At 55.6% G+C, this 26369-nt stretch carries 22 protein-coding genes, 1 other RNA gene and 1 pseudogene; 12 read left to right on the top strand and 12 right to left on the bottom strand.

Translation table 11 applies throughout. The features are described from left to right. The first annotated feature begins 7 nt into the window (after nucleotides 1–7). Both ACUTSU_RS10750 and ACUTSU_RS10745 read left to right on the top strand, forming a co-directional pair. Entirely contained in the window at nucleotides 8–403 is a 396-nt protein-coding gene (locus ACUTSU_RS10750) for a DoxX family protein (RefSeq protein WP_202672031.1), read from the top strand. A 73-nt stretch (nucleotides 404–476) separates the two neighbouring features. After that, complete coding sequence (locus tag ACUTSU_RS10745; protein WP_445652057.1) at nucleotides 477–1463, top strand: glutathione S-transferase family protein; 987 nt, start codon at nucleotides 477–479, stop codon at nucleotides 1461–1463. A 37-nt stretch (nucleotides 1464–1500) separates the two neighbouring features. On the opposite strand, the gene ACUTSU_RS10740 is transcribed toward ACUTSU_RS10745, so the two are convergent. Further along, the gene (locus tag ACUTSU_RS10740) at nucleotides 1501–2406 is read right to left on the bottom strand and encodes a LysR family transcriptional regulator (RefSeq protein ID WP_445652058.1); all 906 of its coding nucleotides are present in this window, start codon (nucleotides 2404–2406) and stop codon (nucleotides 1501–1503) included. 107 nt (nucleotides 2407–2513) lie between these two features. On the opposite strand from ACUTSU_RS10740, the gene ACUTSU_RS10735 reads away from it, so the two are divergent. After that, on the top strand, nucleotides 2514–3215 hold the full coding sequence (locus ACUTSU_RS10735; protein WP_445652059.1) for a pirin family protein: 702 nt from the start codon (nucleotides 2514–2516) through the stop codon (nucleotides 3213–3215). 58 nt (nucleotides 3216–3273) lie between these two features. Here ACUTSU_RS10735 and rnpB read toward each other — a convergent pair. Both rnpB and rsmI read right to left on the bottom strand, forming a co-directional pair. Then, an RNA gene (rnpB, locus tag ACUTSU_RS10730) (RNase P RNA component class A) lies at nucleotides 3274–3652 on the bottom strand. Between the two features lie 41 nt (nucleotides 3653–3693). Further along, nucleotides 3694–4557, bottom strand: coding sequence for a 16S rRNA (cytidine(1402)-2'-O)-methyltransferase (gene rsmI / locus ACUTSU_RS10725; protein ID WP_012147032.1), 864 nt, complete (start codon nucleotides 4555–4557; stop codon nucleotides 3694–3696). Between the two features lie 62 nt (nucleotides 4558–4619). On the opposite strand from rsmI, the gene ACUTSU_RS10720 reads away from it, so the two are divergent. The 5 genes from ACUTSU_RS10720 to ACUTSU_RS10700 all read left to right on the top strand — a co-directional run bounded on the left by ACUTSU_RS10720 (nucleotide 4620) and on the right by ACUTSU_RS10700 (nucleotide 9901). Next, nucleotides 4620–6644 carry a penicillin-binding protein activator gene (locus ACUTSU_RS10720; protein WP_445654136.1) on the top strand — a complete coding sequence of 675 codons (2025 nt, stop codon included), beginning with the start codon at nucleotides 4620–4622 and terminating at the stop codon, nucleotides 6642–6644. After that, the gene (locus ACUTSU_RS10715; protein WP_445652061.1) at nucleotides 6641–6994 is read left to right on the top strand and encodes a YraN family protein; all 354 of its coding nucleotides are present in this window, start codon (nucleotides 6641–6643) and stop codon (nucleotides 6992–6994) included. The genes ACUTSU_RS10720 and ACUTSU_RS10715 overlap by 4 nt, the downstream gene beginning before the upstream one ends. Nucleotides 6995–7045: 51 nt before the next feature. Next, complete coding sequence (gene diaA / locus ACUTSU_RS10710) at nucleotides 7046–7636, top strand: DnaA initiator-associating protein DiaA (protein ID WP_020831820.1); 591 nt, start codon at nucleotides 7046–7048, stop codon at nucleotides 7634–7636. A gap of 9 nt (nucleotides 7637–7645) precedes the next feature. Continuing rightward, nucleotides 7646–8221, top strand: coding sequence for a division/outer membrane stress-associated lipid-binding lipoprotein (gene dolP, locus ACUTSU_RS10705; protein ID WP_445652062.1), 576 nt, complete (start codon nucleotides 7646–7648; stop codon nucleotides 8219–8221). Between the two features lie 117 nt (nucleotides 8222–8338). Continuing rightward, nucleotides 8339–9901, top strand: a complete 1563-nt coding sequence (locus ACUTSU_RS10700) for a S10 family peptidase (RefSeq protein WP_445654135.1) — start codon at nucleotides 8339–8341, stop codon at nucleotides 9899–9901. Nucleotides 9902–9956: 55 nt separating this feature from the next. On the opposite strand, the gene mtgA is transcribed toward ACUTSU_RS10700, so the two are convergent. The 4 genes and pseudogenes from mtgA to ACUTSU_RS10680 all read right to left on the bottom strand — a co-directional run bounded on the left by mtgA (nucleotide 9957) and on the right by ACUTSU_RS10680 (nucleotide 14507). After that, nucleotides 9957–10688, bottom strand: a complete 732-nt coding sequence (gene mtgA / locus ACUTSU_RS10695) for a monofunctional biosynthetic peptidoglycan transglycosylase (RefSeq protein ID WP_445652064.1) — start codon at nucleotides 10686–10688, stop codon at nucleotides 9957–9959. After that, nucleotides 10685–11338, bottom strand: coding sequence for an isoprenoid biosynthesis glyoxalase ElbB (gene elbB, locus ACUTSU_RS10690; protein WP_445652151.1), 654 nt, complete (start codon nucleotides 11336–11338; stop codon nucleotides 10685–10687). Before elbB ends, mtgA begins: the two co-directional genes overlap by 4 nt. 237 nt (nucleotides 11339–11575) lie before the next feature. After that, nucleotides 11576–13921, bottom strand: a complete 2346-nt coding sequence (arcB, locus tag ACUTSU_RS10685) for an aerobic respiration two-component sensor histidine kinase ArcB (RefSeq protein ID WP_445652065.1) — start codon at nucleotides 13919–13921, stop codon at nucleotides 11576–11578. A 92-nt stretch (nucleotides 13922–14013) separates the two neighbouring features. After that, nucleotides 14014–14507: pseudogene (locus ACUTSU_RS10680) on the bottom strand (hypothetical protein). A gap of 695 nt (nucleotides 14508–15202) precedes the next feature. Between ACUTSU_RS10680 and gltB the strand changes: the two are divergent. From gltB to ACUTSU_RS10665, 3 genes are all read left to right on the top strand, one after another. Further along, a complete protein-coding gene (gltB, locus tag ACUTSU_RS10675) occupies nucleotides 15203–19663 on the top strand; it encodes a glutamate synthase large subunit (protein ID WP_445652066.1) in 4461 nt (1486 codons plus the stop codon). 10 nt (nucleotides 19664–19673) lie between these two features. Continuing rightward, nucleotides 19674–21092, top strand: a complete 1419-nt coding sequence (locus ACUTSU_RS10670) for a glutamate synthase small subunit (RefSeq protein ID WP_445654134.1) — start codon at nucleotides 19674–19676, stop codon at nucleotides 21090–21092. A gap of 182 nt (nucleotides 21093–21274) precedes the next feature. Next, nucleotides 21275–21754 (top strand): hypothetical protein, encoded by a 480-nt coding sequence (locus ACUTSU_RS10665; RefSeq protein ID WP_445654133.1) that lies wholly within the window; start codon nucleotides 21275–21277, stop codon nucleotides 21752–21754. A 67-nt stretch (nucleotides 21755–21821) separates the two neighbouring features. Here the strand turns inward: ACUTSU_RS10665 and sspB are convergent, their stop codons facing one another. The 5 genes from sspB to zapE all read right to left on the bottom strand — a co-directional run bounded on the left by sspB (nucleotide 21822) and on the right by zapE (nucleotide 25545). Continuing rightward, nucleotides 21822–22319 carry a ClpXP protease specificity-enhancing factor gene (sspB, locus tag ACUTSU_RS10660; protein ID WP_445652069.1) on the bottom strand — a complete coding sequence of 166 codons (498 nt, stop codon included), beginning with the start codon at nucleotides 22317–22319 and terminating at the stop codon, nucleotides 21822–21824. Nucleotides 22320–22324: 5 nt separating this feature from the next. Beyond that, complete coding sequence (gene sspA, locus ACUTSU_RS10655; RefSeq protein ID WP_445652070.1) at nucleotides 22325–22966, bottom strand: stringent starvation protein SspA; 642 nt, start codon at nucleotides 22964–22966, stop codon at nucleotides 22325–22327. Nucleotides 22967–23302: 336 nt separating this feature from the next. After that, complete coding sequence (gene rpsI / locus ACUTSU_RS10650) at nucleotides 23303–23695, bottom strand: 30S ribosomal protein S9 (protein WP_012147044.1); 393 nt, start codon at nucleotides 23693–23695, stop codon at nucleotides 23303–23305. A 15-nt stretch (nucleotides 23696–23710) separates the two neighbouring features. Next, a complete protein-coding gene (gene rplM / locus ACUTSU_RS10645; RefSeq protein ID WP_012147045.1) occupies nucleotides 23711–24139 on the bottom strand; it encodes a 50S ribosomal protein L13 in 429 nt (142 codons plus the stop codon). A 275-nt stretch (nucleotides 24140–24414) separates the two neighbouring features. Continuing rightward, nucleotides 24415–25545: a cell division protein ZapE gene (zapE, locus tag ACUTSU_RS10640; RefSeq protein ID WP_445652071.1), complete on the bottom strand. Its 1131-nt coding sequence runs from the start codon at nucleotides 25543–25545 to the stop codon at nucleotides 24415–24417. Between the two features lie 231 nt (nucleotides 25546–25776). Here zapE and zapG point away from each other — a divergent pair, with 231 nt between their 5' ends. Beyond that, entirely contained in the window at nucleotides 25777–26178 is a 402-nt protein-coding gene (gene zapG, locus ACUTSU_RS10635; RefSeq protein WP_012147047.1) for a Z-ring associated protein ZapG, read from the top strand. Nucleotides 26179–26369: the final 191 nt, after the last annotated feature.

Raw genomic sequence — 26369 nt, 5'->3', positions numbered from 1 at the left:
GTAAATGATGAAAAAATTAGAAGATGCAGGTTTGCTGGTTGCTCGTATTCTGATGCCTATCCTGTTTATCGTGGCAGGCTACGGCAAAATGGGTGATGCCTATGCCGGCACCCAACAGTACATGCAATCGATGGGCGTACCTGGTTTCTTGCTGCCGCTGACCATCCTGCTGGAGTTTGGCGGCGGTCTGGCGATTCTGTTCGGCTTCCTGACCCGTACCGTGGCACTGTTTACCGCCGGTTTTACCATCCTGACCGCGTTACTGTTCCATACTAACTTTGCTGATGGCGTAAACCAGCTGATGTTCATGAAGAACCTGACCATCGCCGGTGGCTTCATCGTACTGGCCGTTGCAGGTCCAGGCGGTTTCAGCATCGACCGCATTTTGAACAAAAAGTGGTAAGGTTTTAACACCGACTCAGGGGCCCGCATGTCGGGCCTTTTTGCTTTTTCACTCGGACACGAAGGAGATTCCCATGGGACAACTCGTCAATGGCGTTTGGCAAGACATCTGGTATGACACCTCATCCACCGGGGGCCGTTTCAAACGCTCAACCTCTCAGTTCCGCAATTGGCTGACCACAGGCGGTCAGCCGGGCGAACACGGAGTCGGGGGTTTTAAAGTGGAAAAAGATCGTTATCACCTGTACGTTTCACTCGCCTGCCCTTGGGCACATCGCACCCTGCTGATGCGCAAATTGAAAGGGCTGGAGTCACTCATTCCCGTTTCCGTGGTGCATCCGCTGATGCTGGAAAATGGCTGGACCTTCGGCACCGACTTCCCTGAAGCCACCGGCGACGGCCTGTACCACTCGGACTTCCTCTACCAGCTTTACCTGCGCGCCGACCCGCACTACACCGGCCGTGTGACGGTGCCAGTACTGTGGGACAAACAGCAACAGACCATCGTCAGCAATGAATCCGCAGATATCATTCGCATGTTCAACAGCGTATTTGATGGTGTTGGCGCACGCGCCGGCGACTATTACCCCACAGAGCTTCGCGGAAAAATTGATGAACTGAACGGTTGGATTTATGATCAGGTGAATAATGGCGTCTATAAGGCCGGTTTCGCCACCAGCCAGGAAGCCTATGACGAAGCGGTAAACGGGGTATTTGACGCATTGGCGCGACTGGAACAGATCCTGGGCCAACAGCGTTACCTGACGGGCGATCGCCTGACCGAAGCCGACCTACGTCTGTGGACCACGCTGATACGTTTCGACCCGGTGTATGTCACCCATTTTAAATGTGACAAACACCGTATCAGCGATTATCTCAACCTGTACGGCTTCCTGCGTGACATCTACCAAATGCCAGGCATTGCCGAAACGGTCAGCCTGCCGCACATCCGCAATCACTATTACCGCAGCCACGCCACTATCAATCCGCACGGAATTATTTCTATCGGGCCGGCGCAAGATTTGGATGAACCACACGGGCGCGACCGGCGTTTCGGTTAATGCACGCCTCCCCTCTGCTTAACGGCAAGGGGGAGTTTTACTGACGTTCCAGTTGGGCGAACAGACGTGGAATTTCGCGCAGGAACCAAGCTTTCGCCTCCCCCATGCTATCACGCCGCCAGGCCATTATAATGTCGGCCTCGCGGCTATATTCCGGCCCCACCACACGTAAGCGCCCTTCTTCAATATCTTTCTCGACTATCGGGTAAGGCATGGTCGCCACGCCCAAACCGGCTAACAAGGCCAGGCGCTTGTCTTCAAGGGTACTGACCGTCAGACGCTGCTGTTTATCCAACAATTGCACGGTTAACACCGGACGCTCACGTGCGGTATCCGCTACCGCAATACCACGGTACTTCACACGCGTCACTTCAGACAGCGGCTCCGGCTCCAGGTGGATGGGATGGTCCGGTGCGGCCACATACACGCTCATCACCTTGTACAACTTACGGGTGTTGATTTCGGACGACGCGCGGAAATGCATATCCGGAGCAATAACAATATCCGCACGCCCCTGTTCCAGCCTTTCCCAGGCACCGGCCAGCACTTCGGTCAAGATCGACACCTGGGTATTGGCCTTCAACGCGAGTTTATCGACCAGCGGAAACAGTTTGCTCGGGGGTGATAGCGCCTCGCTGACAATCGTCAGGTGGGTTTCCCAGCCGCGTGCCAGCGCTTCAGCATCGGTGGTCAGCTTGTCTGCCGCCTCCAGCAGCACCCGTCCACGCTCAAGCAGCATACGCCCGACGTTGGTGAACTTGGTGCGGTGGCCGGAACGGTCGAACAGCACCACATCCAATTCTTCTTCCAATTTTTGCATGGTATAGCTGAGTGCCGAAGGCACGCGTCCCAGCTCATCGGCTGCCGCAGCGAAGCTGCCACGTCGGTCGATCGCATCCATAACCCTTAACGCTTCAAGCGTTAACGCCCGATCTCTGGCCATCGAATCTCTCTGTCAGGAAATTTGAATATACCGAGCAGATTAACTGGCTAACAATCCGCCGTCCAGATGCTTACCATCTAGATAATGAATTTAGAGAGCCGATTGCCATGATTACATGCAGAACAGCACAACAATGCGGGCAAGCTGACTTTGGTTGGCTGCAGGCTCGCTACACTTTTTCTTTTGGGCACTACTTCGATCCCAAGCTGATGGGCTATGCCTCACTGCGGGTGTTAAATCAGGAAGTGCTGGCTCCGGGCGCGTCGTTCCAGCCACGCACCTACCCCAGCGTGGATATCCTGAATTTAATCCTGCAGGGTAAAGCGGAATACCGCGACAGCGAAGGCAATACGGTGAGCGCGAAGGCCGGTGAGACTTTGCTGCTGGCCACCCAGCCGGGGTTGAGTTACAGCGAGCAAAACATCAGCAGTGATACACCGCTGACCCGCTTGCAACTGTGGCTGGATGCCTGCCCAGAGCGCAACAACGAACGCGTGCAACGCCTGATGTTGCCAGAGGCCGGCCTGACACTGCTGGCCTCACCAGACGGTGCTCGGGGCAGCCTGCAGTTGCGTCAACAGGTGTGGATCCACCATCTGGATTTACAGCCGGGCGAACAGCAGACGCTGGCGCTGAACGGACCCCGTGCGTACCTACAATCGATCCACGGCACCCTTGAAGCCCAGGGCGAGCGCAACGACAGCCAAAATCTGACCTGCGGCGATGGGGCGTTTATCCACGAAGAAAACCGCCTGACCATCCGCGCCGAGACACCGCTGCGCGCGCTGCTGATCGATTTGCCAGTGTAATGGGCATCCAGAAAGGAAAAAACCCCGCGTAACTTGCGTCACGCGGGGTTTTCTTTATAGAGGGAGCTGACCGGTAAGCCGGGTTCTGTCGTGGACAGTCATTCCTCTAGGCCAGCAATCGCTCACTGGCTCAAGCAGCCTACCCGGGTTCAGTACGGGCCGTACCATGTGAACCCCTATTTGGCCTTGCTCCGGGTGGAGTTTACCGTGCCACGAACTGTTGCCAGTCGCGCGGTGCGCTCTTACCGCACCCTTTCACCCTTACCTGATCCCGCTTGCGCGGGCCATCGGCGGTTTGCTCTCTGTTGCACTAGTCGTAGGCTTGCGCCTCCCAGGCGTTACCTGGCACCCTGCCCTATGGAGCCCGGACTTTCCTCCCCTCCATCTGTCTCCCCCGAAAGGGACGGCAATGAAGCGGCGACTGTCTGGTCAACTCCGGCGCGGATAGTAGCGTTGCACTCACGGCAGGTCAACCGCTTTACTGCTCTTGTTGCTCTAAAGCATATTTATACAACGCATTTTTCTTCACGCCGTGGATTTCTGCCGCCAGTGCCGCCGCCTTTTTCAGCGGCAGTTCTTTTTGCAGCAATGCCAGGGTACGCAGTGCCTCCAGCGGCAATGCGTCTTCCTGCGCCTTGTGGCCTTCAACGATCAATACCATTTCGCCACGGCGTCGAACTTCGTCTTCCTGCACCCAGGCCAGCAGTTCACCCACCGGCGCGCCGGTGATGGACTCCCAGGTTTTGGTCAGCTCGCGTGCCAGCACCACATAACGTTGCGGCCCCCAGACGGTGACCATGTCCTGCAAACTTTCCAGCAAGCGGTGGGTGGATTCGTAGAAAATCAACGTGCGCGGTTCCTCTGCCAGCGCCATCAGCGTATCCTTACGCCCCTTGGTTTTCGCCGGTAGGAACCCTTCGTAGCAGAAGCGGTCAGAAGCCAAACCGGCGGCACAGAGTGCGGTAGTTGCCGCACAGGCACCTGGCAGCGGCACCACACGGATGCCGGCTTCACGGCAACGGCGCACCAGGTGATAACCAGGATCGTTGATCAACGGCGTACCCGCATCGGAAACCAGCGCAATGCTCTGGCCTTCCTGCAGTTTCGCCAACAGTTGATCGGCCTTTTGTTGTTCGTTATGGTCATGCAGCGCAAACAACCGCGCGCTAATCGCGAAGTGTTGCAGCAGCAACCCGGTATGGCGCGTGTCTTCCGCCGCAATCAGATCAACGCTTTTCAGTACCTCTAACGCACGGTGGGTAATATCCCCTAAATTGCCGATTGGGGTGGGCACCACATACAGCGTTGATGCAGAAATGACTGATTGTTGGTGTTGATTCATTGTTTCATCCGGGTTGCCGATTTAATATTGAGCATCTTGAAAAAAACATCACTGGATACAGTATGCTTTCCTCAACATTCGTTCGTACCAAAGCAGGGCGTTCAAAGCCTGTCCGACTTACCGCAGTTATCGCAGCAGCCCTTTTCCTTGCAGGCTGTCCAAGTCAGGCCCCGCAAACGCCGCCTGCCAATATACAGGACGAAGCGAGCGCCAGTTCCGATTACTATCTGCAGCAGTTGCAGCAAAGCAGCAATGATAACAAGGCTGACTGGCAATTACTTGCTATTCGCGCGTTGTTACGTGAAGGGAAACTGCCGCAGGCCAGTGAACAACTGAACCAACTGCCGAAAAACCTCAGCAGCGTGCAACAGGCGGAAAGCCAGTTGCTGGCCGCAGAACTGCAGGTAGCGAACAAAAGCTACGTCAGCGCGCGCAGCACGCTGGGCCATATCGATAGCGGTTCGCTATCAGCCAACCAGTTGGTGCGATTCTACCAGGCGCAGATCGCGGCCAATCAGAGCAAACCTTCCCTGCCGCTAATCCGCGCTTACATCGCGCAAGAGCCATTGCTAACCGGCAAGGCACATCAGAACAACCTGGATCAAACCTGGCAGTCGCTGTTGCAACTGACACCGCAGGGCATGAACAGCCTGGTGATCAACGCCAATGAGAATGTGTTGCAAGGCTGGCTGGATCTGTTGCGGGTATATCAGGACAACAAGCAGGATCCTGACCTGCTGAAGGCCGGGATTAAAGACTGGCAGAACCGCTATCCGCAGAACCCGGCGGCAAAAACGCTACCGACCCAGCTGAACCAGGTGCTGAACTTTACCCAAGCTTCCACGTCGAAAATCGCCCTGCTGCTGCCGTTGAACGGCCAGGTCAAGGTGTTCGCCGACGCGATCCAAAAAGGTTTTGAAGCGGCTAAATATGGCGTAACGCCTTCTACGCCGGTTCAGCAACAGCAACCCGCCAGCGCACCTGAACAGGCAACGCAGCCGACATCAACCGATCAAAATGCCAATGGGGCGGTGAGCACCTCGGCACCAGATGCGGCCCCGGTGACCACCGCCGAGCCTTCTGCGCCTTCCACTGCGCCAATGACACCGCCGCAGGCCGCTAACGCACAGATTAAGGTGTATGATACCTCCAGCCAGCCGCTGGCCACGTTGCTGACGCAGGCACAACAGGATGGCGCGACCCTGGTGGTCGGCCCTTTGCTGAAGGAAAACGTCGATCAACTGGCCAGCAGCACCACTACTCTGAACGTGCTGGCGCTCAATCAACCGGAAACGCCGAAAGATAACCCGAACATCTGTTACTTCGCCCTTTCTCCGGAAGACGAAGCGCGTGATGCAGCCCGCCACATTTGGGAACAGCAGAAGCGGCAGCCGCTGTTGCTGCTCCCACGTGGTGCCTTCGGCGATCGCGTTGCCAAAGCCTTTAACCAGGAGTGGCAGAAACTGGGTGGCCAAACCGTGCTGCAGCAAGGTATCGGCTCCGCCAGTGAACTGCGCCAGATGGTCAACAGCGGTGGCATTCGCATGTCCGGCACGCCAATCTCCGCTGCTCCGGCGCCGCAGGCGGTGACCATTGCCGGGCTGACTATTCCGGCACCACCAAGCGATATGCCCGCAACCAGCGGTGGCAGCGTAGACTCGGTCTATATCGTCGCCACCCAGTCTCAGTTGACGCTGATCAAACCGATGATCGACATGGCTACCAATTCGCGCAGCAAACCGGCAATGTACGCCAGCTCCCGCAGCTACCAGGCCGGAGCTGGCCCGGACTTCCGCCTGGAAATGGAAGGCCTGCAGTTCAGTGATATTCCATTGCTGGCCGGTGCTAACCCGCAGTTGTTGCAGCAGGCAAGCAGCCAATTCCGCAACGATTATTCGCTGGTACGTCTGTACGCAATGGGGATGGATGCCTGGACATTGTCCAACCACTTTGCTGAAATGCGGCAGTTGCCTGGCTTCCAGGTTTCCGGCACCACTGGCGTACTCACTGCCGCGCCAGGCTGTGTGATTAACAGAAAGCTGCCTTGGCTGCAATATCGTCAGGGCACGGTCGTTCCGGTCTCTTGAGTCAACGCGCCATAGGGGCGGACTATGAGTTACAGGCCCGCCACTATCTGGAACGCGCCGGGCTCACCTTCTGCGCCGCCAATGTGGCGCTGCGCAGCGGTGAGCTCGATCTCATCATGCGCGATGGTCAAACCTGGGTGTTCGTTGAAGTCCGCTACCGTCGCAGTGACGCTTTTGGCGGTGCGGCTGCCAGCGTCACCTATCGCAAGCAGCAACGGTTGCTGCATGCCGCCGCCGTGTGGCTGGCAGGACGCGGAGCCAGTTTTGACACATCGTCTTGCCGTTTTGATGTTTTGGCCATTACCGGTAGCCAGTTAGAATGGATACCCAATGCCTTCAATGCGGATTAAACGCGGTTTACCGGTGCAGACCGGCCCTTTGACTTAGTGGATTAATACAACGTGCTGGATAGAATTAAAGCCTGTTTTACCGAAAGCATCCAAACCCAGATTGCGGCGGCGGAAGCTTTGCCCGACGCCATCTCGCGTGCAGCAATGACGCTGGTTCAATCCTTACTTAACGGCAATAAAATTCTGTGCTGCGGTAACGGCACCTCGGCAGCCAATGCGCAGCATTTCGCCGCCAGCATGATCAACCGCTTTGAAACCGAGCGCCCAAGCCTGCCGGCCATTGCCCTGAATGCCGATAACGTGGTGCTGACCGCGATCACCAACGATCGCCTTCACGATGAAGTCTATGCCAAACAGGTTCGTGCGCTCGGCCACGCAGGCGACGTACTGCTGGCAATTTCCACCCGCGGCAACAGCCGTGATATTGTGAAAGCGGTCGAAGCCGCGGTAACCCGTGACATGACGATTGTCGCGCTTACCGGTTATGACGGTGGGGAACTGGCCGGCTTGCTCGGTCAGCAGGATGTCGAGATCCGCATCCCTTCCCACCGCAGTGCACGCATTCAGGAAATGCATATGCTGACTGTAAATTGCCTATGCGACCTGATAGATAATACGTTGTTTCCCCACCAGGACGATTAAGGAACTGAGATGAAGCTAAAAGCCACATTTGCAGTGCTGTCCAGCGCCCTGCTGTTACAAGGTTGTATTGCAGGCGTTGTCGTTGGCAGCGCCGCTGTCGCCACTAAAACGGCCACCGACCCACGCAGCGTGGGTACTCAGGTAGACGATGGGACGCTGGAAGCCCGGGTTGAAAATGCCCTGAGCAAAGATCAGCAGCTGAAAAAAGAGGCTCGGGTGGTCGCAACGGCCTACCAGGGTAAAGTCCTGCTGACTGGCCAATCGCCAAGCACCGATCTGGCGGCGCGTGCCAAGCAGATTGCTATGGGTGTTGAAGGCACCACCGAAGTGTATAACGAGATCCGTCAGGGAACGCCGGTTAGCCTGAGCACAGCCTCTTCCGATACCTGGATCACCACCAAGCTCCGTTCACAGCTGCTCACCAGCGATACGGTGAAGTCATCCAACGTGAAAGTGACCACAGAAAATGGCGAAGTGTTCTTGCTGGGCCTGGTCACCCAACAGGAAGGCCAGTCTGCGGCGCAGATCGCCAGCCAGCTGAGCGGCGTGAAACACGTCACCACCGCCTTCACCTTCGTTAAATGATCCTTCAGGCAAGGGGCCTTCCCCTTGCCGCTTTTCGGCACGCTTCCCCGCTGTTTTACCCTAGTTTAATGAGTCGCGTTTAAAGTCATCTCTCACTTCATTACGGATAAAATTCAAATGGACAGAATTTTAATCGGTTTTCTCACTGCCGTTTCTTTATTCACCACCGGAGTTTCCGCCGCCAATCCGCCACAGGACGCGCCCCGCGCCGAGCACGCCCCGACCCCGATGGCCGATCAAACCGTAGCTACCGAAGGCGCGATCACGGTCAACCAGGTAAAAATCAACTATCAGGCGCAAACCGGGGTGCTGGAATTGAGTAAAGACGACCCGGAAGATCCCGTGACCGGCATGTTCTATGTCGCGTATTTCAAAAAGAATGAGAATAAGAACGAGAACAGGCCGATTACCTTTATCTACAACGGCGGGCCGGGCTCCGCCTCGCTTTGGCTGCATATGGGGGCACTCGGGCCTAAACGGGTTATCGCTACTCAGCCAGAGAAAACACAGCTGGCACCTTACCAACTAACCGATAACCAATACAGCCTGCTCAACGTCAGCGATCTGGTGTTTATCGATGCCCCCGGAACGGGTTACAGCCGCTTTTCCAGTAGTGCCGCCAGCCAACCGGAGAGAGCGCAGCAAAAATCACAGAGTGCCAGCAACGTTTATGGCGTCAACGGCGATGCTCAGGCTTTTTCTCAGTTTATCGTTCAGTTTCTAACGCATTACCAACGCTGGAACTCACCTAAATATTTATTGGGTGAAAGCTACGGCACTACCCGCTCGGTGGTATTAGCCGAGACGCTAAAAAATCAGAATATCGATCTTAACGGCATTATCCTGATGTCGCAGTTTCTGAACTACGACAATAATGTCGACGACCCCAATCAAAACCCCGGCGTCGATCAGCCTTACTATCTGGCACTGCCCACCTACGCGGCCAGCGCGTGGTACCACCAGCGGCTGCCGGGCAAACACCAGGGCCTGCAAACCTTGTTAGACCAGGCCGAGAAGTTTGCTCTGGGGACTTATGCCCAGGCATTGCTGCAAGGTACCAATCTGCCTGAAAAAGATCGCCAAACGCTCGCCGATCAGCTTTACCAATTTACCGGTATTTCGGCCGATTATTGGCTCAAGGCCAATCTGCGCCTAAGTGGGCCGGTTTTCGCCAAACAGCTGTTGAGCGGCCAGGACGAGACCATTGGCAGAATCGATACCCGCTATCGTGGACCGTCGCTGGATAATATCGCCGAAACGTCCAATTACGATCCCAACATCAGTGCAATTACTTCCGCCTACGTCGCGCAATTCCACGATTATCTCGGCAAGACGCTGCATTTTAGCGCCGACCAAAACTATCGCGCCTTTTCCGATGAGATCTATGACTGGAACATGTCCAGCAACAGCCGGGACAGATCATTTAACGTGTTGCCGAGCCTGTCGCGGGTGATGAAAATGAACCCGGCAATGAGAGTGATGGTGATAGGCGGGGTTTACGATCTGGCCACGCCTTACTTCGTCGCCAAATATGAGATGAGCCATCTGCCCGTGTCGCCCAAACTACGCGACAATATCCGTTTTTATTGGTATGACACCGGGCATATGCCTTACGTGGATGAACCATCGCTCAAAAAGATGCATGCGGATTTAAGTGCATTCATCAGCAATAAGTCCTGATGTGGCATTAGTCGCCGAAGAGAGATACCTTGCCCGAAAGCAGGGTATCTCTTGGTTAATCGAGCTTATTCTCTTTCAGGAAGCCTTCCCCACCCAACTGGCGCATCTGGCGCATGATCCACTGCTGTCGCTGTATGACATAGCCGGAAGGCGCATTGGCCTTGAAGCGATGCGGATTGGGCAACACCGTCGCCAGCAGTGCGGCCTCCGAGGCAGTCAGACGCTTGGCCGGTTTATTGAAAAAGCGCCGTGACGCTTCTTCCACACCGAATACACCGTCGCCGAACTCCACTATGTTCAGATAAACCGTCAGGATCCGTCGCTTGGTCCACACCAGTTCAATCCCCGATGTCAGCCCGGCCTCCAGCCCTTTACGCAGCCAGCTGCGGCCATCCCACAGGAACAGGTTCTTCGCCGTTTGCTGGGACAGCGTAGAGGCACCACGGATGCGCGTGGGCCGACGTTCGTTGTGGCTAAGCGCCTTTTCGATCGCCGCCACGTCAAACCCCCAGTGCTCCGGGAATTTCTGATCTTCCGCCGCCATCACCGCCAACGCCATCTGCGGGGATATATCGTCCATCGACACCCAATCGGAATGCGCCACATAACCAAAATCGCCACTCAGCCAGGCGCCGATCTGCCGCTCAACCATCACAGCAGAAAAAGGCACTGGCAGAAAAGCAAAGGCAAGGATCCCCAGTAGCCATACGCCAACCAACGCAATTAATCCACGTTTCAGCCAAAACCAGGGCCGGGAAAAAATCGATTTGCCCGCAGATTTTCTCATTCAGTCAAATCCAGCACCCGTGAAACCAGTTTATCAATTCCGCTGGCCGCCTCAGCGATAGATTTCGCCAGCATATAGGCCGGTGTAGTCACCACTTTGTTCTCGATATCCACTACGATGTCATCTACCGGGCAAATCACCGGCTCGCCGCCCATGGCATCAATCACTTCACCGAGGTCGGGATCGTTGCCAATGGTCAGCCGCACTTGTTGATCCAGCAACTTCGGCAGCAAGGCGGGTGCAATGCACATAAAACCAATTGGTTTATTTGCCTTATGCATTTGCTGCGTTAACTTAGCCAAATCCTTATCAATCCAGCATTCCGCCCCTTCGCTGGCGAAACTGCTGAGGTTCTTTGCCGCACCAAAGCCACCGGGGACGATCAAGGCATCGAGTTGGCTGGCGTCGGCCTGCGAAAGCGGCTGGACCTTCCCCCTGGCAATGCGTGCAGACTCCACTAAAACATTGCGACTCTCCGGCGTTTCATCGCCAGATAAATGATTAATAACATGAAGTTGAGGTTTTTCAGGGGCAAAGCACACCGCCTGCACCCCCGCCCGGTCCAACGCCAGCAGCGTCAGAACGGCTTCATGGATCTCCGTACCGTCATAAACCCCACAACCGCTTAACACTACGCCAACGTTTTTCATCACCCTTCCTCCTGTCGCTACTGTCAACTGGTAAGTGCTCTGAGTTGACAAACACTAATCTACATCACACATTTTAATGAATCTTCTAACAAGAGCGCTTACATTTGCTATGTTGTTGGCTGTATGATGTTTAGGAGTTCTCTACAACCTGCTCGACCAGAACATTAAAACCAATACGCAGGTTCACAATTTCCCTGGTGTTGGCGCAATATTAGCGCACCCCGGCCTAGGTCGGGGTCATTTTTTTTCAGCTTCAGCTTCCGCTACCCACCCACGCAGTACCTGCACATCGTTGCGCCATTCCTGATTCAACTCATCAACCCAATCCTGCACGTTATCCCACCAGGCCGGCAGCGTAGGGGTTTGAATTTGCTGCGCAATCTGTTGCAAATGACGCAGGCCAACCGAGCCGGCGGCACCTTTGATTTTATGCCCCTCCTCCGTGATGCCTTTCTGGTCGCGCGCCGTCATGTTGGAATCCAGCACCGCCAGGTAACCCGGCATCATCTGCTCAAACATCTCCAGGCTCTGATGAATCAACTGCGGCCCCACCAGGTCCATATACTGTTCCAGCATGGTGGTATCCAGTAAAGACTCATTAATCTTCATCGTCTTTTGCTCCGTTTTCTTTGTGGTGTGAGAGGGTTCATGATCCCAGTACTGTTTAATCACCCTGGTCAGCGCCGGTACCGACAGCGGCTTACTCAGCACATCGTCCATTCCCGCGTCGAGGTACTCTTTTTTGTCTTTCAGCACGTTGGCTGTCAGCGCAACCAGCGGTGGCAGTACCTGCCCGGCATAGCGTTCACGCAGTATCCGGGCGATATCCAGCCCGGTCATATCCGGCAGTTGGATGTCCAGCAGCACCAAATCGAACTCGTCCGGATCAAACATGGCCAGCGCATCCTGGCCGTTCATTGCCACTTCAACGCTGTTGCCCAGCTTCTCCAGCACCGAACGCGCCACAATCACGTTCAGCTCAATATCTTCCACCAGCAGGATATGCAGCGCCGGCAATGGCAGTTCCTCTTCGACTGCGGTTTCACTTTCTGCTTCCTGCACCGCCGGTGCCTTGATGGATAAGGTGAAGCAAGAACCCTGCCCCTGCACGCTGCTAACGGTGATATCACCGCCCATGCTCTGCGCCAGGCGCTTGGAAACCGCCAGCCCAATGCCGGTACCGGTCGCCGGACGGCCGCCGTGCTGATCCTTCACCTGATAATACATGGCGAAGATCTTGTCCTGTTCATCCTGCGGAATGCCCATGCCGGAGTCTTCCACTTCAAACACCAGCCGATCCTGTTCTTCACGCCGCACCCGCACCACGATTTGCCCCTGCGGGGTAAACTTCACCGCGTTGCCGATCAGATTCCACAGGATCTGCCGCAGGCGGGTACCATCGGCGATGATTTGTTGCGGCAGCGGTTGTTGCGGCTCCATCACAAACTGCAGCCCTTTCGGCTGCACCAGTAGGCCGGAGAGGTTTTCCAAATCGGCCAGGAAGCCAGTAAAGTCCACCGGTTGATTGTCGAGCTGCACTTTACGGCGCTCGAGTTTGTCCATCTCGATAATGTCATTGAAGATATTACCCAGCGTGATGGCGCTGACATGGATGGTTTTGAGGTATTTCAGCTGTTCGTCGTTTAACTCGGTGTCGAGCAGAATGCGACTCAGGCCGACGATGCCGTTAAGCGGCGTACGAAGCTCGTGGCTGATCGTTGAGATGAAGGTGGTCTTGTCCCTGCTGGCGTTCTCCAACGCGTCCTGATAGCGCTTACGCTCGGTTATATCGCGGCCAAAGCCCATAAGGCCGTGGCGTTTGCCCACGCGGTCGTAAAACGGCACCTTGCGAAGCTCAAAACAGGCCTTGCGACCATCCGGGTAAACCAGCCACTGTTCGTAGGTCAGTGAGACGTTGTGACGAAACACTTTCTCGTCGGTTTCGATGACCTTCTCGGCAATTTCCTCACCGTAGACGTCAAAGGGGGTCAGACCGATCAGCTGCTTTTCGCTTTTGCCGGTCAGCAGTTCCATCGCCCGGTTACAGCCAGAGAACTCTTTGTCTTCGTTGCGGTAATAAACCAGATCCGGTGAGGCATCGAGGAAGGAGCGCAACAGCGCCGACTGCTGGCCCAGTTCTATCTGCGCCAGTTCACGTTGCTCCATCTCTCCCGTCAGTTTGTCCATCACCTGCTGACGTTCTTCTTCCGCCTTGATACGGTCGGCAATTTCCTGATTCAGTTGGCTGATGTTGTCCTTAAGCTGTTGGTTCAGCTCCAGGTCGCGGTGGCGCATCTCTTCGAGCTTATCCACCAGCCGCGTCAGGCGCTGGCGTGACTCCTCAAGCTGTTCGACCACCACCGACAGAAAGTAGACCGCCCATGGCGTAATCAGCAGGCCGAAGAAGATTGAGCGCACCACGTCGATGCTTTCGACTTCCCCGCGCAGCAACATGGTGACCGCCATCTGTACCACCATCGCCAGCACCACCAGCGCCGATGCCAGCAGCAGCGAAAAGCGTACCAGCCCCAATTTTACCATTAAATCAACGTAATACTGGGCTAACACCCGGATTTGCTTCATAGCCGCTCCCATCAGACAGAATCTTGTAAATCATACCGTAAAACCCCGGTGAGATAAGAAAGCAAACGCCGAAGTGTGGGAAAGATTGCAAATCAAAACAGTGCGCAAGGACGATATTGCTGCTTTTTTTCCAACGCGCTGCCCTGACCGCCATGGCGTTGCAGATAGCCCCCCACCGCCTGCATGCCGTTCCAACGGTTTTCGCACCATAATGGTGCCAACAGCGTCGGCCGACGGGCACTGGCGGAGATGCGGTGATACACCACCTCTTTCGGCGTATGGCGGATTATCTCACCGGCACTGCAGGCATACTCCTCGAGCGCCAACTCAGGCAAGCGCCCAGCCTGCCAGACCCGCGACAGGGTACTGCCGGTCACAATAGCGCCAACTGCTCGGCAATACTTTGCTGCTGCATCTGTTCATCGGCGAAAGAGGCCACATTGCAGAAGGTACCGCCACCGCGCCCAAGCCGGCCATCGCGGTTCGGGCAACTGAAACCGCCATGCAGCGTGAGTTTATGGATCTTTTCACCGTAGCGGCGCTGAAGATCGGTGCCAAACATATTGACTAATTGCGGCAACTGCATAATCTTGGAGCTCTCTGTGCTCAAAGCCCGTGATGCTAATAAGAAACGGCTTTTCCCACGATGACAGAGATCAACGCTTTCCCCGCAAGGCTTCAACAGGCATAACTATTCATTATAAATGCAAATAAAATCACTCCAGCCGAGATGAATTTTTCTTATTCTCACGCAACCGTTCACGTCAATATGACAAAGCGATGAAAAATAGTTATAAACAACGAAAAATAATGACTTATTAGAATAAAATTCCGACATTCCCACCCGCACTAGCATGGTGCAGAGATTCAGGCGTTGCACTATAGTGAGACAGCTCACATTTCTCCGGGAGTTATGGCTCTCCTGAGCAAGCCCAAAAACTTAAACAACATATTAAATATCAATTAATTAACTGTTAAATACCCCGTAAGAAACCCCCTTAGGCCTATAGTTGACCTGCGTATTCTTTCTCGCTAAGTTGGAACTCCGCTGGAAGCTTTCTGGACGGGCAAACGTCTCGTCATATTTATGCAGTAATTTAAGACTCCCTCTTAAAACAAGTCATTTACCACTTGTGAGAACCGTCACGAGAGGCCATTAACGGAGGGCGGAAAAGCAGATCGGCGCTATTAAGCTTGCTGATTGGACTTCTGCCAACGTTGGGAAGCCCGCTCGTGAGTCGGTTGTGAGAGTCACGCAGAGCCTGGGGAGGTTCACTGATTATGTTGTACGATAAATCCCAAGAGCGGGACAACTGTGGTTTCGGCCTGATCGCCCACATAGAAGGCGAACCTAGCCATAAGGTGGTGCGTACGGCTATTCACGCACTTGCCCGTATGCAGCACCGTGGCGCAATCCTTGCTGACGGCAAGACTGGCGACGGTTGCGGCCTGTTATTGCAAAAGCCCGACCGCTTTTTCCGCATGGTGGCGGAAGAGCGCAGCTGGCGTTTAGCCAAAAACTACGCCGTTGGCATGATGTTCCTCAGCCAGAATGAAGAGGAAGCCCGTGCCAGCCGCCGCATTGTCGAAGAAGAGCTGCAGAATGAAACGCTGTCGGTCGTTGGCTGGCGTGAAGTGCCGACCAACCCGGACGTATTGGGTGAGATCGCCCTCTCTTCTCTGCCACGCATTGAACAAATCTTCGTTAACGCCCCGGCAGGTTGGCGCCCACGTGATATGGAACGCCGCCTGTTTATCGCGCGTCGCCGTATCGAGAAGCGCGTCCAGGACGACAGCTTCTACGTCTGCAGCTTCTCGAATCTGGTTACGATCTATAAAGGCCTGTGCATGCCTGCGGATCTGCCGCGTTTCTATCTTGATTTGGCGGACTTGCGCCTGGAGTCGGCCATCTGCCTGTTCCACCAGCGTTTTTCCACCAATACCGTGCCACGCTGGCCGCTGGCACAGCCGTTCCGCTATCTGGCGCACAACGGTGAGATCAACACCATCACCGGCAACCGTCAGTGGGCGCGTGCCCGTACTTATAAATTCCAGACGCCGCTGATTCCGGACTTGCAGACTGCTGCGCCGTTTGTTAACGAAACCGGTTCCGACTCCAGCTCGCTGGATAACATGCTGGAACTGTTGTTGGCGGGCGGGATGGATCTGATCCGTGCCATGCGCCTGCTGGTGCCGCCGGCCTGGCAGAACAACCCGGATATGGACACTGACCTGCGCGCCTTTTTCGACTTCAACTCGATGCACATGGAGCCGTGGGACGGCCCTGCCGGCATCGTGATGTCCGACGGCCGCTACGCTGCCTGTAACCTTGACCGTAACGGCCTGCGTCCGGCGCGCTACGTCATCACCAAAGACAAACTGATTACCTGCGCCTCGGAAGTCGGTATCTGGGACTACCAGCCCGATGAAGTGGTTGAGAAAGGCCGCGTAGGCCCTGGCGAACTGATGGTGATCGACACCCGCAGCGGCAGGATCCTGCACTCCGCCGAAACCGATAACGATCTGAAAAGCCGCCATCCGTATAAAGAGTGGATGGAAAAAAACGTCAAGCGTCTGGTGCCGTTCGAAGATCTGCCGGCCGATCAGGTGGGCAGCCGTGAGCTGGACGACTCGCAGCTTGAAACTTACCAAAAGCAGTTTGGCTACAGCAGCGAAGAACTGGATCAAGTGATCCGCGTGCTGGGTGAGATCGGCCAGGAAGCCACGGGTTCAATGGGTGACGATACCCCGTTTGCCGTGCTCTCCAGCCGTCCGCGCATTATTTATGACTATTTCCGTCAGCAGTTTGCCCAGGTGACCAACCCACCGATCGACCCGCTGCGTGAAGCACATGTGATGTCGCTGGCGACCAGCATCGGCCGCGAAATGAACGTGTTCTGCGAGGCCGAAGGCCAGGCGCACCGTTTAAGCTTCAAATCGCCGATCCTGCTGTACTCCGACTTCAAACAGCTCACCACGCTGGAAGGCGAATACTATCGCGCCGATACGCTCGATCTGACCTTTGATCCGGCGGAGCAGGATTTGGAGCAGACTATCCGTGCCCTGTGCGACGAAGCAGAACGCAAAGTCCGCGACGGTGCCGTACTGCTGGTGTTGTCGGACCGCGCGATCTCCACCAGTCGTCTGCCGGTACCTGCGCCTATGGCCGTAGGGGCGATCCAGACCCGTTTGGTAGAGAAAAGCCTGCGTTGTGACGCCAACATCATTGTCGAAACCGCCAGTGCCCGCGATCCGCACCATTTCGCCGTGTTGCTGGGCTTCGGTGCAACGGCGGTCTACCCGTACCTGGCCTACGAAACCCTGGCCAAACTGGTAGATACCCAGGCGATCGACAAGAAATACCGTGAAGTGATGCTGAACTACCGTAACGGCATCAACAAAGGCCTGTACAAGATCATGTCCAAAATGGGCATCTCGACGATTGCCTCTTACCGCTGCGCCAAACTGTTCGAGGCCGTCGGTCTCCATCGCGATCTGTCCGATCTGTGCTTCCAGGGCGTGGTCAGCCGTATCGGCGGTGCCAGCTTCGGTGATATCCAACAGGATCTGCAAAACCTTTCCAGGCGTGCGTGGCTGAAACGCAAACCGCTGGAACAGGGCGGCCTGCTGAAGTTCGTCCACGACGGCGAGTACCATGCGTACAACCCTGACGTGGTGAGCACACTGCAAACCGCAGTCCACAGCGGCAAATACAGCGACTATCAGGCGTACGCCAAGCTGGTGAATGAACGCCCGGTGGCGATGCTGCGCGACCTGTTGGCCATCACGCCGAAAGGCACGCCAATCCCGGTCGATCAGGTTGAACCGGCAGAATCGCTGTTCAAACGCTTCGATACCGCGGCCATGTCTATCGGTGCTCTGAGCCCGGAAGCGCATGAGTCGCTGGCAATCGCCATGAACAGCCTCGGCGGTTTCTCCAACTCCGGCGAAGGCGGCGAGGATCCGGCTCGTTACGGCACCAACAAGGTGTCACGCATCAAGCAGGTGGCATCTGGCCGTTTCGGTGTGACACCAGCCTACCTGGTGAATGCCGATGTCATCCAAATTAAAGTGGCGCAAGGGGCCAAGCCGGGTGAAGGCGGCCAGTTGCCGGGCGATAAGGTGACCCCTTATATCGCCAAGCTGCGTTACTCGGTACCGGGCGTGACCCTGATATCGCCACCGCCGCACCACGACATCTACTCGATTGAAGATCTGGCGCAGCTGATTTTCGACCTGAAACAGGTCAACCCGAAGGCGATGATTTCGGTGAAACTGGTGTCAGAACCGGGCGTGGGTACCATCGCCACCGGCGTAGCGAAAGCCTATGCCGACCTGATCACCATTGCCGGCTACGATGGCGGTACCGGTGCCAGCCCGCTGTCTTCGGTGAAATACGCCGGCTGTCCGTGGGAACTGGGCTTGGTGGAAACCCAGCAGGCGCTGGTGGCTAACGGCCTGCGCCATAAAATCCGCTTGCAGGTAGACGGCGGCCTGAAAACCGGCGTGGATATTGTCAAAGCGGCGATCCTCGGCGCGGAAAGCTTTGGTTTCGGCACCGGTCCTATGGTGGCGCTGGGCTGTAAATATCTGCGTATCTGTCATCTGAATAACTGCGCAACCGGCGTAGCGACTCAGGATGAAAAACTGCGCCGCGATCACTACCACGGCCTGCCGGAACGTGTGACCAACTACTTCCAGTTTATCGCGCGTGAAACCCGCGAGATTATGGCGCAACTGGGAGTCAGCCAACTGGTAGATCTGATTGGCCGCACCGATTTCCTGACTTCGCTTCCCGGCATTTCTGCCAAGCAAAACAAGCTGGATCTGTCGCCGTTGCTGCAAACCGCCACGCCGCATCCGGGCAAGGCGCTGTACTGCACCGAAAGCAGCAACCCGCCATTCGACCAGGGGCTGATGAACAAAGATCTGCTGGCGCAGGCGCAACCGCATATCGAAGCCAGACAAAGCAAGGCTTTCTACTTTGATATCCGCAATACCGACCGTTCCGTGGGCGCTACCCTGTCCGGGGCTATCGCAACCGTGCATGGCGATCAAGGCATGGCCGCCGACCCAATCAAGGCGCACTTCTCCGGTACCGCCGGCCAGAGCTTCGGCGTCTGGAATGCTGGTGGGGTTGAACTGACCCTGACCGGCGACGCCAACGACTACGTCGGTAAAGGCATGGCTGGTGGCCGTATCGCGGTACGTCCGCCGATTGGTTCTGCGTTCCGCAGCCACGAAGCCAGCATCATCGGCAATACCTGCTTGTATGGCGCGACCGGCGGGAAGTTGTTCGCCGCCGGTCGTGCAGGCGAACGCTTTGCCGTGCGTAACTCCGGTGCCATCACCGTCGTCGAAGGTATCGGTGACAACGGGTGTGAATACATGACCGGCGGCATTGTCTGCGTAATGGGTAAAACCGGCATCAACTTTGGTGCGGGCATGACCGGCGGCTTCGCCTATGTTCTGGATGAAGACGGCGAGTTCCGCAAACGTGTGAATCCAGAGTTGGTCGAAGTGTTGGATGTCGAACAACTGGCTATCCATGAAGAGCACCTGCGCGGCTTGATTACCGAGCACGTCCAGGCGACCGGTTCTTCGCGTGCGGAAGAGATCCTGGCCAACTGGCCGGAATGGGCGCCGAAGTTCGCTCTGGTCAAGCCGAAGTCCAGTGATGTCAAAGCATTGCTGGGTCACCGTAGTCGAACCGCCGCCGAGTTGCGGGTTCAGGCGCAGTAAGAGGTCATTAATGAGTCAGAATGTTTATCAATTTATCGACCTGCAGCGCGTTGATCCGCCAAAGAAACCGCTCAAGATCCGTAAAATTGAGTTTGTAGAGATTTACGAGCCGTTTTCGGAAAGTCAGGCGAAGGCGCAGGCGGACCGTTGTCTGTCCTGCGGTAACCCTTATTGCGAATGGAAATGTCCGGTTCACAACTACATCCCGAACTGGCTGAAGCTGGCGAATGAAGGCCGCATCATGGAGGCTGCGGATCTGGCGCACCAGACCAATAGCCTGCCGGAAGTGTGTGGTCGCGTTTGCCCGCAGGATCGTCTGTGTGAAGGGTCCTGCACCCTGAACGACGAGTTCGGTGCAGTGACCATCGGTAACATCGAGCGCTATATCAGCGATAAAGCGATTGAGATGGGCTGGAAACCGGACATGTCCCACGTGCTGCCTACCGGCAAACGAGTTGCGGTTATCGGTGCCGGCCCAGCCGGTCTGGCCTGTGCCGATGTGCTGACCCGTAACGGAGTGAAAGCGGTGGTCTACGATCGTCACCCGGAGATCGGCGGCCTGCTGACCTTCGGGATCCCGGCCTTCAAGCTGGAAAAAGAAGTGATGGTGAAACGCCGTGGCATCTTCAGCGAGATGGGCATTGAGTTCCAACTCAATACCGAAGTGGGCAAAGACATCACCATGGAGACGCTGCTGAGCGAGTTTGACGCGGTGTTCCTCGGCGTCGGTACCTATCAGTCAATGCGCGGTGGCCTGGAGAACGAGGATGCGCCGGGCGTTTATGATGCACTGCCGTTCCTGATCGCCAACACCAAGCAGTTGATGGGCTATCAGGCTGAGCAGCACGAGCCTTATGTCAGCATGGAAGGCAAACGCGTGGTAGTTCTGGGCGGTGGTGACACCGCGATGGACTGCGTGCGTACCTCTATCCGTCAGGGGGCTACCGACGTTATCTGCGCCTACCGCCGTGATGAAGCCAACATGCCAGGCTCCAAACGCGAAGTGAAAAACGCGCGTGAGGAAGGGGTTGATTTCAAATTCAACCTGCAGCCGCTGAGCATCGAACTCAACAGCGCTGGTCGCGTGGCCGGAGTGAAAATGGTTCGTACCCAGTTGGGTGCACCGGATGCCAACGGCCGCCAGATTGCTGAGCAGGTGCCAGGTTCCGAGCACATCATTGATGCCGATGCGGTGGTCATGGCCTTTGGTTTCCGTCCGCACCAGATGGACTGGTTGGCCGCGCACGACGTTGAGCTCGACAAGCAGGGCCGCATTGTGGCGCCGGAAAACACCGATAATGCCTTCCAGACCAGCAACCCGAAAATCTTCGCCGGTGGCGATGCGGTGCGTGGGTCGGATCTGGTGGTGACGGCGATTGCCGAAGGTCGTAAAGCTGCCGATGGCATCATGAGCTACCTGGAAGTCTAATCTTCCGTCAGCGTTTCCCCAAAGGGCCCGCAGGTGATCTGCCGGGCCCTTAGTTTTTTCCACCGCATCCACACGCTTTGTAACAACCACCCTCACAGCGCAACGCCTGAAGCGCTATAGTATTCAGTCAGCATCACTCAGAGGCGCGGTCGTGCCTGATATCTTGATAAGGATAGTTCACCATGAAATTGCCTATTCCCTTATTAACCGGCGCACTGCTGGTTGTCAGTTTCAACTCACTGGCTTCGTCGCTGGATCCTCAAGAAGTGGGTTACAATATTGAAGCACGCGGTGCGGCACCGGTAGTCGCTCAACTGGCCAAGGCAAGCCAGCTTGCGGCGATAGAAAACAGCATCAAACTGGGTGACGACAGCTGGATCGCGCTGGCCCCCAAACTGGCCAATGGCGGCAACGCGGCCTTCACCACCGGCATCAAATCCGCCCTGTCCTTTGCATTGGCCTACAACCCAGCCGCGGTGCTGCATGCCCTCGACAAGGGCAATAACCTGCCCATCAACGACATCTGTAGCGCGCCCCCTGAAGTGCAAGGCGACACAGCCATTACCTCGTTTAAACAGCGCGCGACCCACGCACTCACCACCGTGCGTATCGGTGACCTCAGCGCCCCACGTGATGCCTGTATTGCATCACTGAAAAGCTGAGGATTTGCCGGATCGCAAGCCATAAAAAAGGCCGCCGAAGCGACCTTTACTGTTTACTGCTGCAGGATTATTTCACCACGCGCAGTGCCGGGCGGCCACCACGTGGTGGCGGTGGCGGCTCGTCGTCTGGATCATTACCTTCATCCAGATCGGGGAGATCGCCATCAATCACCGACATCAGGCTTTCCGAAGGGATCGTCTCATTGTCCAAACCCTCAAACGTGCCTTCCACTTCATAAGCGGCCTCCGGTTCGAACATGGTACCTGCGCCATTTTCACGGGCATAAATTGCCAGCACCGCGGCCATTGGCACCCAGACTTCACGTGGCACACCACCGAAACGTGCGTTGAAATGCACGTCATCGTTGCCTAATTCCAGGTTGCCTACCGCACGCGGCGCGATGTTCAGAACGATCTGACCATCACGGGCGAATTCCATCGGCACTTGCACGTCAGGACGCGTCACATCCACCACCAGGTGCGGAGTCAACTGATTCTCCAACAGCCAGTCATAGAAAGCTCGCAGCAGATACGGACGGCGCGGAGTCATCTGAGACATATCCATAACACTTAGCCCCGAGTCTGCAGGCGCATTTCGCGCTCGGCTTCGGTCAGGGAGGCCAGGAAGGCGTCACGCTCAAACACGCGAGTCATGTAGCCTTTCAGCTCTTTGGAACCGGCGCCGCTCAGTTCAATGCCCAACTGCGGCAAACGCCACAGCAGCGGCGCCAGGTAGCAATCCACCAGACTGAACTCTTCGCTCATGAAGTACGGGGTCTGACCAAAGATAGGGGCAATCGCCAGCAGCTCTTCGCGCAGTTGACGGCGAGCTGATTCAGCGTCCTGGCCGTTGCTCTGCTCGATTTTGTACATCAGCGAATACCAGTTTTTCTCGATGCGCAACATCATCAGGCGGCTCTCACCACGAGCAACCGGGTAGACCGGCATCAATGGTGGGTGCGGGAAACGCTCATCGAGGTATTCCATGATGATACGGGATTCATACAGGGTCAGTTCGCGATCGACCAGGGTAGGCACCGTCTGGTACGGGTTGAGGTCAATCAGATCCTGCGGCAGGTTATCCAACTCAACCTGCTCAATCTCAACGCTGACACCTTTCTCCGCCAGTACGATACGTACTTGATGGCTAAAAATGTCGGTCGGGCCAGAGAACAGCGTCATTACCGAACGTTTGTTGGCAGCGACAGCCATGAAAACCTCCAAGTTATCTAGAAAATACTGCGAATAGCCAACTGACAGGCTGCTATCCTGAATGATCTTGACCGCAGGCCAGCAACTTGCAGCGAAACCTTAGGTCATAAAAACGGCCTCGGAGGTAGACTGATAACTGCTGCATGGCGAACAGGCGCAAAAGTGGATGATAGTTTACCAGATTTTGCTTGTTTTGTGGGGGCTGTGCGGTGATTTCGTATTGAATTGTCTGATATACCAAAGATTTTAGTAGCGACAAGTTGATTTTCAGGCATAAAAAAACCCGGTGAAACACCGGGTTTTTGGCGTAAATTCCACTGCCGAGGCAGTAAAAAATTAACGCTTGGAGAACTGCGGACGACGACGTGCTTTACGCAGGCCGACTTTCTTACGTTCAACCTGACGGGCGTCACGAGTAACGAAGCCAGCTTTACGCAATTCACCGCGCAGAGTCTCGTCGTACTCCATCAGTGCACGGGTGATACCGTGACGGATAGCGCCAGCCTGACCAGAGATACCACCACCTTTAACGGTGATGTACAGGTCAAACTTACCAACCATGTCGGTCAGTTCCAACGGTTGACGAACTACCATGCGGGCAGTTTCGCGACCGAAGTACTGTTCCAGACTACGCTGGTTAATTACGATGTTACCACTGCCCGGCTTGATGAAAACGCGAGCGGCGGAGCTTTTGCGGCGACCAGTGCCGTAGTATTGATTTTCAGCCATTGCCTATAATCCCGATTAGATGTCAAGAACTTGCGGTTGCTGTGCCGCGTGAGTGTGCTCGGTGCCCGCGTAAACTTTCAGTTTACGGAACATTGCACGACCCAACGGACCCTTTGGCAGCATGCCTTTAACCGCGATTTCAATCACACGCTCTGGGTTGCGGGCAATCATCTCTTCAAAGGTCGCTTGCTTGATACCACCGACGTAGCCGGTGTGACGGTAATACACTTTGTCTGTACGCTTGTTGCCGGTTACAGCAACTTTTTCTGCGTTCAGAACGATGATGTAGTCACCGGTATCAACGTGCGGGGTGTATTCCGCTTTATGCTTGCCGCGCAGACGACGAGCCAGTTCAGTAGCGAGACGGCCTAAAGTTTTACCATCTGCATCAACAACGTACCAGTCGCGTTTTACGCTCTCTGGTTTAGCTGTAAAAGTTTTCATTAGAAAGCTTACCCAATAATTAGTTACACGTTGGTGAACACCCAAACGCTCGAAAACAGTTGAGGCTCACACGACCATACAAGTCCAGCAAACCTACCCCTTCGAATAGCCATTGCCGGCACTAAAAAGTTTTTGGGAAAAAAACTTTGTTGTAACGTGGGGTCGCAAGATTATAGAGAAGTCGCTCACAAAGATCGAACGCTTTTTGAATAGAAACGCAATTAAACGCCAATGGCGGAAAAGCGGGGACGCCAGCGGTCTGGGTCCCCTGGACGTCACGGCAGATGCGGCAACTTCAGATACTCTTCGCTCTGCATTTCCTGCAGCCGCGACAGGCAGCGCTGGTACTCGAACTTCAGCCGCTCGCCCTGGTAGATATCGAACATCGACACTTCGGCAGCGATCACCAGTTTGACGTGACGTTCGTAAAATTCATCGACCAATGCCAGGAAACGACGCGCAGTATTTTCCTTCAGCGGCCCCATCACCTGCACATTATACAGGATCACGCTGTGGTACAGGCGCGACAGGGCAATATAGTCCAACTGGCTACGCGCCTCTTCGCACAACGTGTGAAAATCGACTGCCAGCACGCCGTCTACCGCGTTGATCGCCTGCAACGGCCGATGATTAATCTGCAATACCGGTGCCGCCTCTCCTTGCTTGCCGGCCAGCTTCACAAACATCCGGTCCATAGTCAGCCGGGTCTGCTCATCAAGCGGCGTCAGATACAAATGCGCCTGGGTCAAAGTGCGCAGGCGATAATCAATACCAGCGTCGACATTCATCACGTCACAGAATTCGTTAATCAGATCGATCGCCGGCAGGAAGCGCGCCCGCTGCAGGCCGTTACGGTACAAATCGTTCGGCGGAATATTGGAGGTCGCCACCAGCGTAATGCCTCGGGCAAACAGCGCCTGCAACAGCGTAGCCAACAGCATCGCGTCGGTAATATCAGAAACAAAAAACTCGTCGAAACACAGTACGTCGGTCTGCGCCTTGAAACCATCAGCAATGATTTCAAGTGGATTTTCCTGTCCCTGCAGTTCGGTCAGCTCTTCGTGCACCCGCAGCATAAAACGGTGGAAATGCAGCCGCAGCTTGCGATCCCCCGGCAGGCTATGGAAGAACATGTCCATCAGCCAGGTCTTGCCGCGCCCAACGCCGCCCCACATATATAAGCCCTGGACCGGACGCTGCCGAGTCGTTTCACTGCTCTTGCCCAGCCAACGATTCAGTTTGCCGCGCAGGCCCGTGGCCGGCGCACCGACAGCGGGCGTCTGCTGCAATAATGCCTGGTAGATATGATCCAGTTGAGTCACGGCCCCCATTTGGACTTCATCGGCCTGGTATTCTCCCGCAGCAAGCAGCCGCTGGTAGCATGATAACGGTGATTGTGCCTGCATCTGCTCGATGTTCCTTCACAACGCTTAGAAATTATTTAGCCCATTTTCGCGGCAACTTTGGGTGGCTTCGCGCCCTTATCGCTACAAATACCCGCTCAGGACGGCGCTGAAAACCCTGAAGAAATCAGGTCATGCTTCATCAGGATTCCACTCGGACAAGGTTAACGGTTATAGTGGATATTATTAAGTGAAAAATCCCTGCGGAACAACGAAGTCAAAATAGGAGTCATCATGACCTGGGAGTATGCGCTGATTGGTTTGGTGGTCGGTATCGTCATTGGTGCGGTAGCGATGCGTTTTGGTAACCGCAAATTACGTCAACAACAAGTTTTGCAAAACGAGTTGGACAAGAGCAAAACCGATCTGGAAGAGTATCGTCAGGAGCTGGTCGGCCACTTTGCCCGCAGCGCCGAGCTGCTGGACAATATGGCACGCGACTATCGCCAGCTGTATCAACACATGGCGAAAAGCTCCAACAACCTGCTGCCGGACCTGCCAATGCAGGAAAACCCGTTCCGCTATCGCCTGACCGAAGCCGAAGCGGATAACGATCAGACGCCGGTTGAAATGCCGCGCGACTATTCTGAAGGCGCATCAGGCCTGCTACGTGGCGAACGTCCACGCCGCGACTAAACGCCGTTCTTCGCCCGTGGGCCAGTTCCACGGGCTTTTGCTCCCCCATGCTTTTTCTTCCCCATGCCGAGCTCTCCTTAAAAACTGGCGCCTGAGTGAACTTTTCACGCAAATTCACGGTCTTACCCTTCACTATGGTATTGCTGCTGCATTATCATCACCCTTTCACCGGCAGGTATTGAGAGAGTTAT

This window comes from Serratia sp. NA_13 (genome assembly GCF_052691735.1).
This window is presented reverse-complemented; position numbering and strand designations above follow the sequence as displayed.

What these genes read in the sequence shown, in the direction of transcription:
- dolP (WP_445652062.1), top strand. Translation starts at nt 7,646, where the DNA reads ATGAAGCTAAAAGCCACATTTGCAGTGCTGTCCAGCGCCCTGCTGTTA.
- zapE (WP_445652071.1), bottom strand. Translation starts at nt 25,545, where the DNA reads ATGCAGGCACAATCACCGTTATCATGCTACCAGCGGCTGCTTGCTGCG.
- zapG (WP_012147047.1), top strand. Translation starts at nt 25,777, where the DNA reads ATGACCTGGGAGTATGCGCTGATTGGTTTGGTGGTCGGTATCGTCATT.
- ACUTSU_RS10700 (WP_445654135.1), top strand. Translation starts at nt 8,339, where the DNA reads ATGGACAGAATTTTAATCGGTTTTCTCACTGCCGTTTCTTTATTCACC.
- ACUTSU_RS10665 (WP_445654133.1), top strand. Translation starts at nt 21,275, where the DNA reads ATGAAATTGCCTATTCCCTTATTAACCGGCGCACTGCTGGTTGTCAGT.
- gltB (WP_445652066.1), top strand. Translation starts at nt 15,203, where the DNA reads ATGTTGTACGATAAATCCCAAGAGCGGGACAACTGTGGTTTCGGCCTG.
- ACUTSU_RS10745 (WP_445652057.1), top strand. Translation starts at nt 477, where the DNA reads ATGGGACAACTCGTCAATGGCGTTTGGCAAGACATCTGGTATGACACC.
- ACUTSU_RS10670 (WP_445654134.1), top strand. Translation starts at nt 19,674, where the DNA reads ATGAGTCAGAATGTTTATCAATTTATCGACCTGCAGCGCGTTGATCCG.
- sspB (WP_445652069.1), bottom strand. Translation starts at nt 22,319, where the DNA reads ATGGATATGTCTCAGATGACTCCGCGCCGTCCGTATCTGCTGCGAGCT.
- rsmI (WP_012147032.1), bottom strand. Translation starts at nt 4,557, where the DNA reads ATGAATCAACACCAACAATCAGTCATTTCTGCATCAACGCTGTATGTG.
- mtgA (WP_445652064.1), bottom strand. Translation starts at nt 10,688, where the DNA reads ATGAGAAAATCTGCGGGCAAATCGATTTTTTCCCGGCCCTGGTTTTGG.
- ACUTSU_RS10750 (WP_202672031.1), top strand. Translation starts at nt 8, where the DNA reads ATGAAAAAATTAGAAGATGCAGGTTTGCTGGTTGCTCGTATTCTGATG.
- ACUTSU_RS10740 (WP_445652058.1), bottom strand. Translation starts at nt 2,406, where the DNA reads ATGGCCAGAGATCGGGCGTTAACGCTTGAAGCGTTAAGGGTTATGGAT.
- ACUTSU_RS10720 (WP_445654136.1), top strand. Translation starts at nt 4,620, where the DNA reads ATGCTTTCCTCAACATTCGTTCGTACCAAAGCAGGGCGTTCAAAGCCT.
- rplM (WP_012147045.1), bottom strand. Translation starts at nt 24,139, where the DNA reads ATGAAAACTTTTACAGCTAAACCAGAGAGCGTAAAACGCGACTGGTAC.
- ACUTSU_RS10735 (WP_445652059.1), top strand. Translation starts at nt 2,514, where the DNA reads ATGATTACATGCAGAACAGCACAACAATGCGGGCAAGCTGACTTTGGT.
- rpsI (WP_012147044.1), bottom strand. Translation starts at nt 23,695, where the DNA reads ATGGCTGAAAATCAATACTACGGCACTGGTCGCCGCAAAAGCTCCGCC.
- sspA (WP_445652070.1), bottom strand. Translation starts at nt 22,966, where the DNA reads ATGGCTGTCGCTGCCAACAAACGTTCGGTAATGACGCTGTTCTCTGGC.
- arcB (WP_445652065.1), bottom strand. Translation starts at nt 13,921, where the DNA reads ATGAAGCAAATCCGGGTGTTAGCCCAGTATTACGTTGATTTAATGGTA.
- elbB (WP_445652151.1), bottom strand. Translation starts at nt 11,338, where the DNA reads ATGAAAAACGTTGGCGTAGTGTTAAGCGGTTGTGGGGTTTATGACGGT.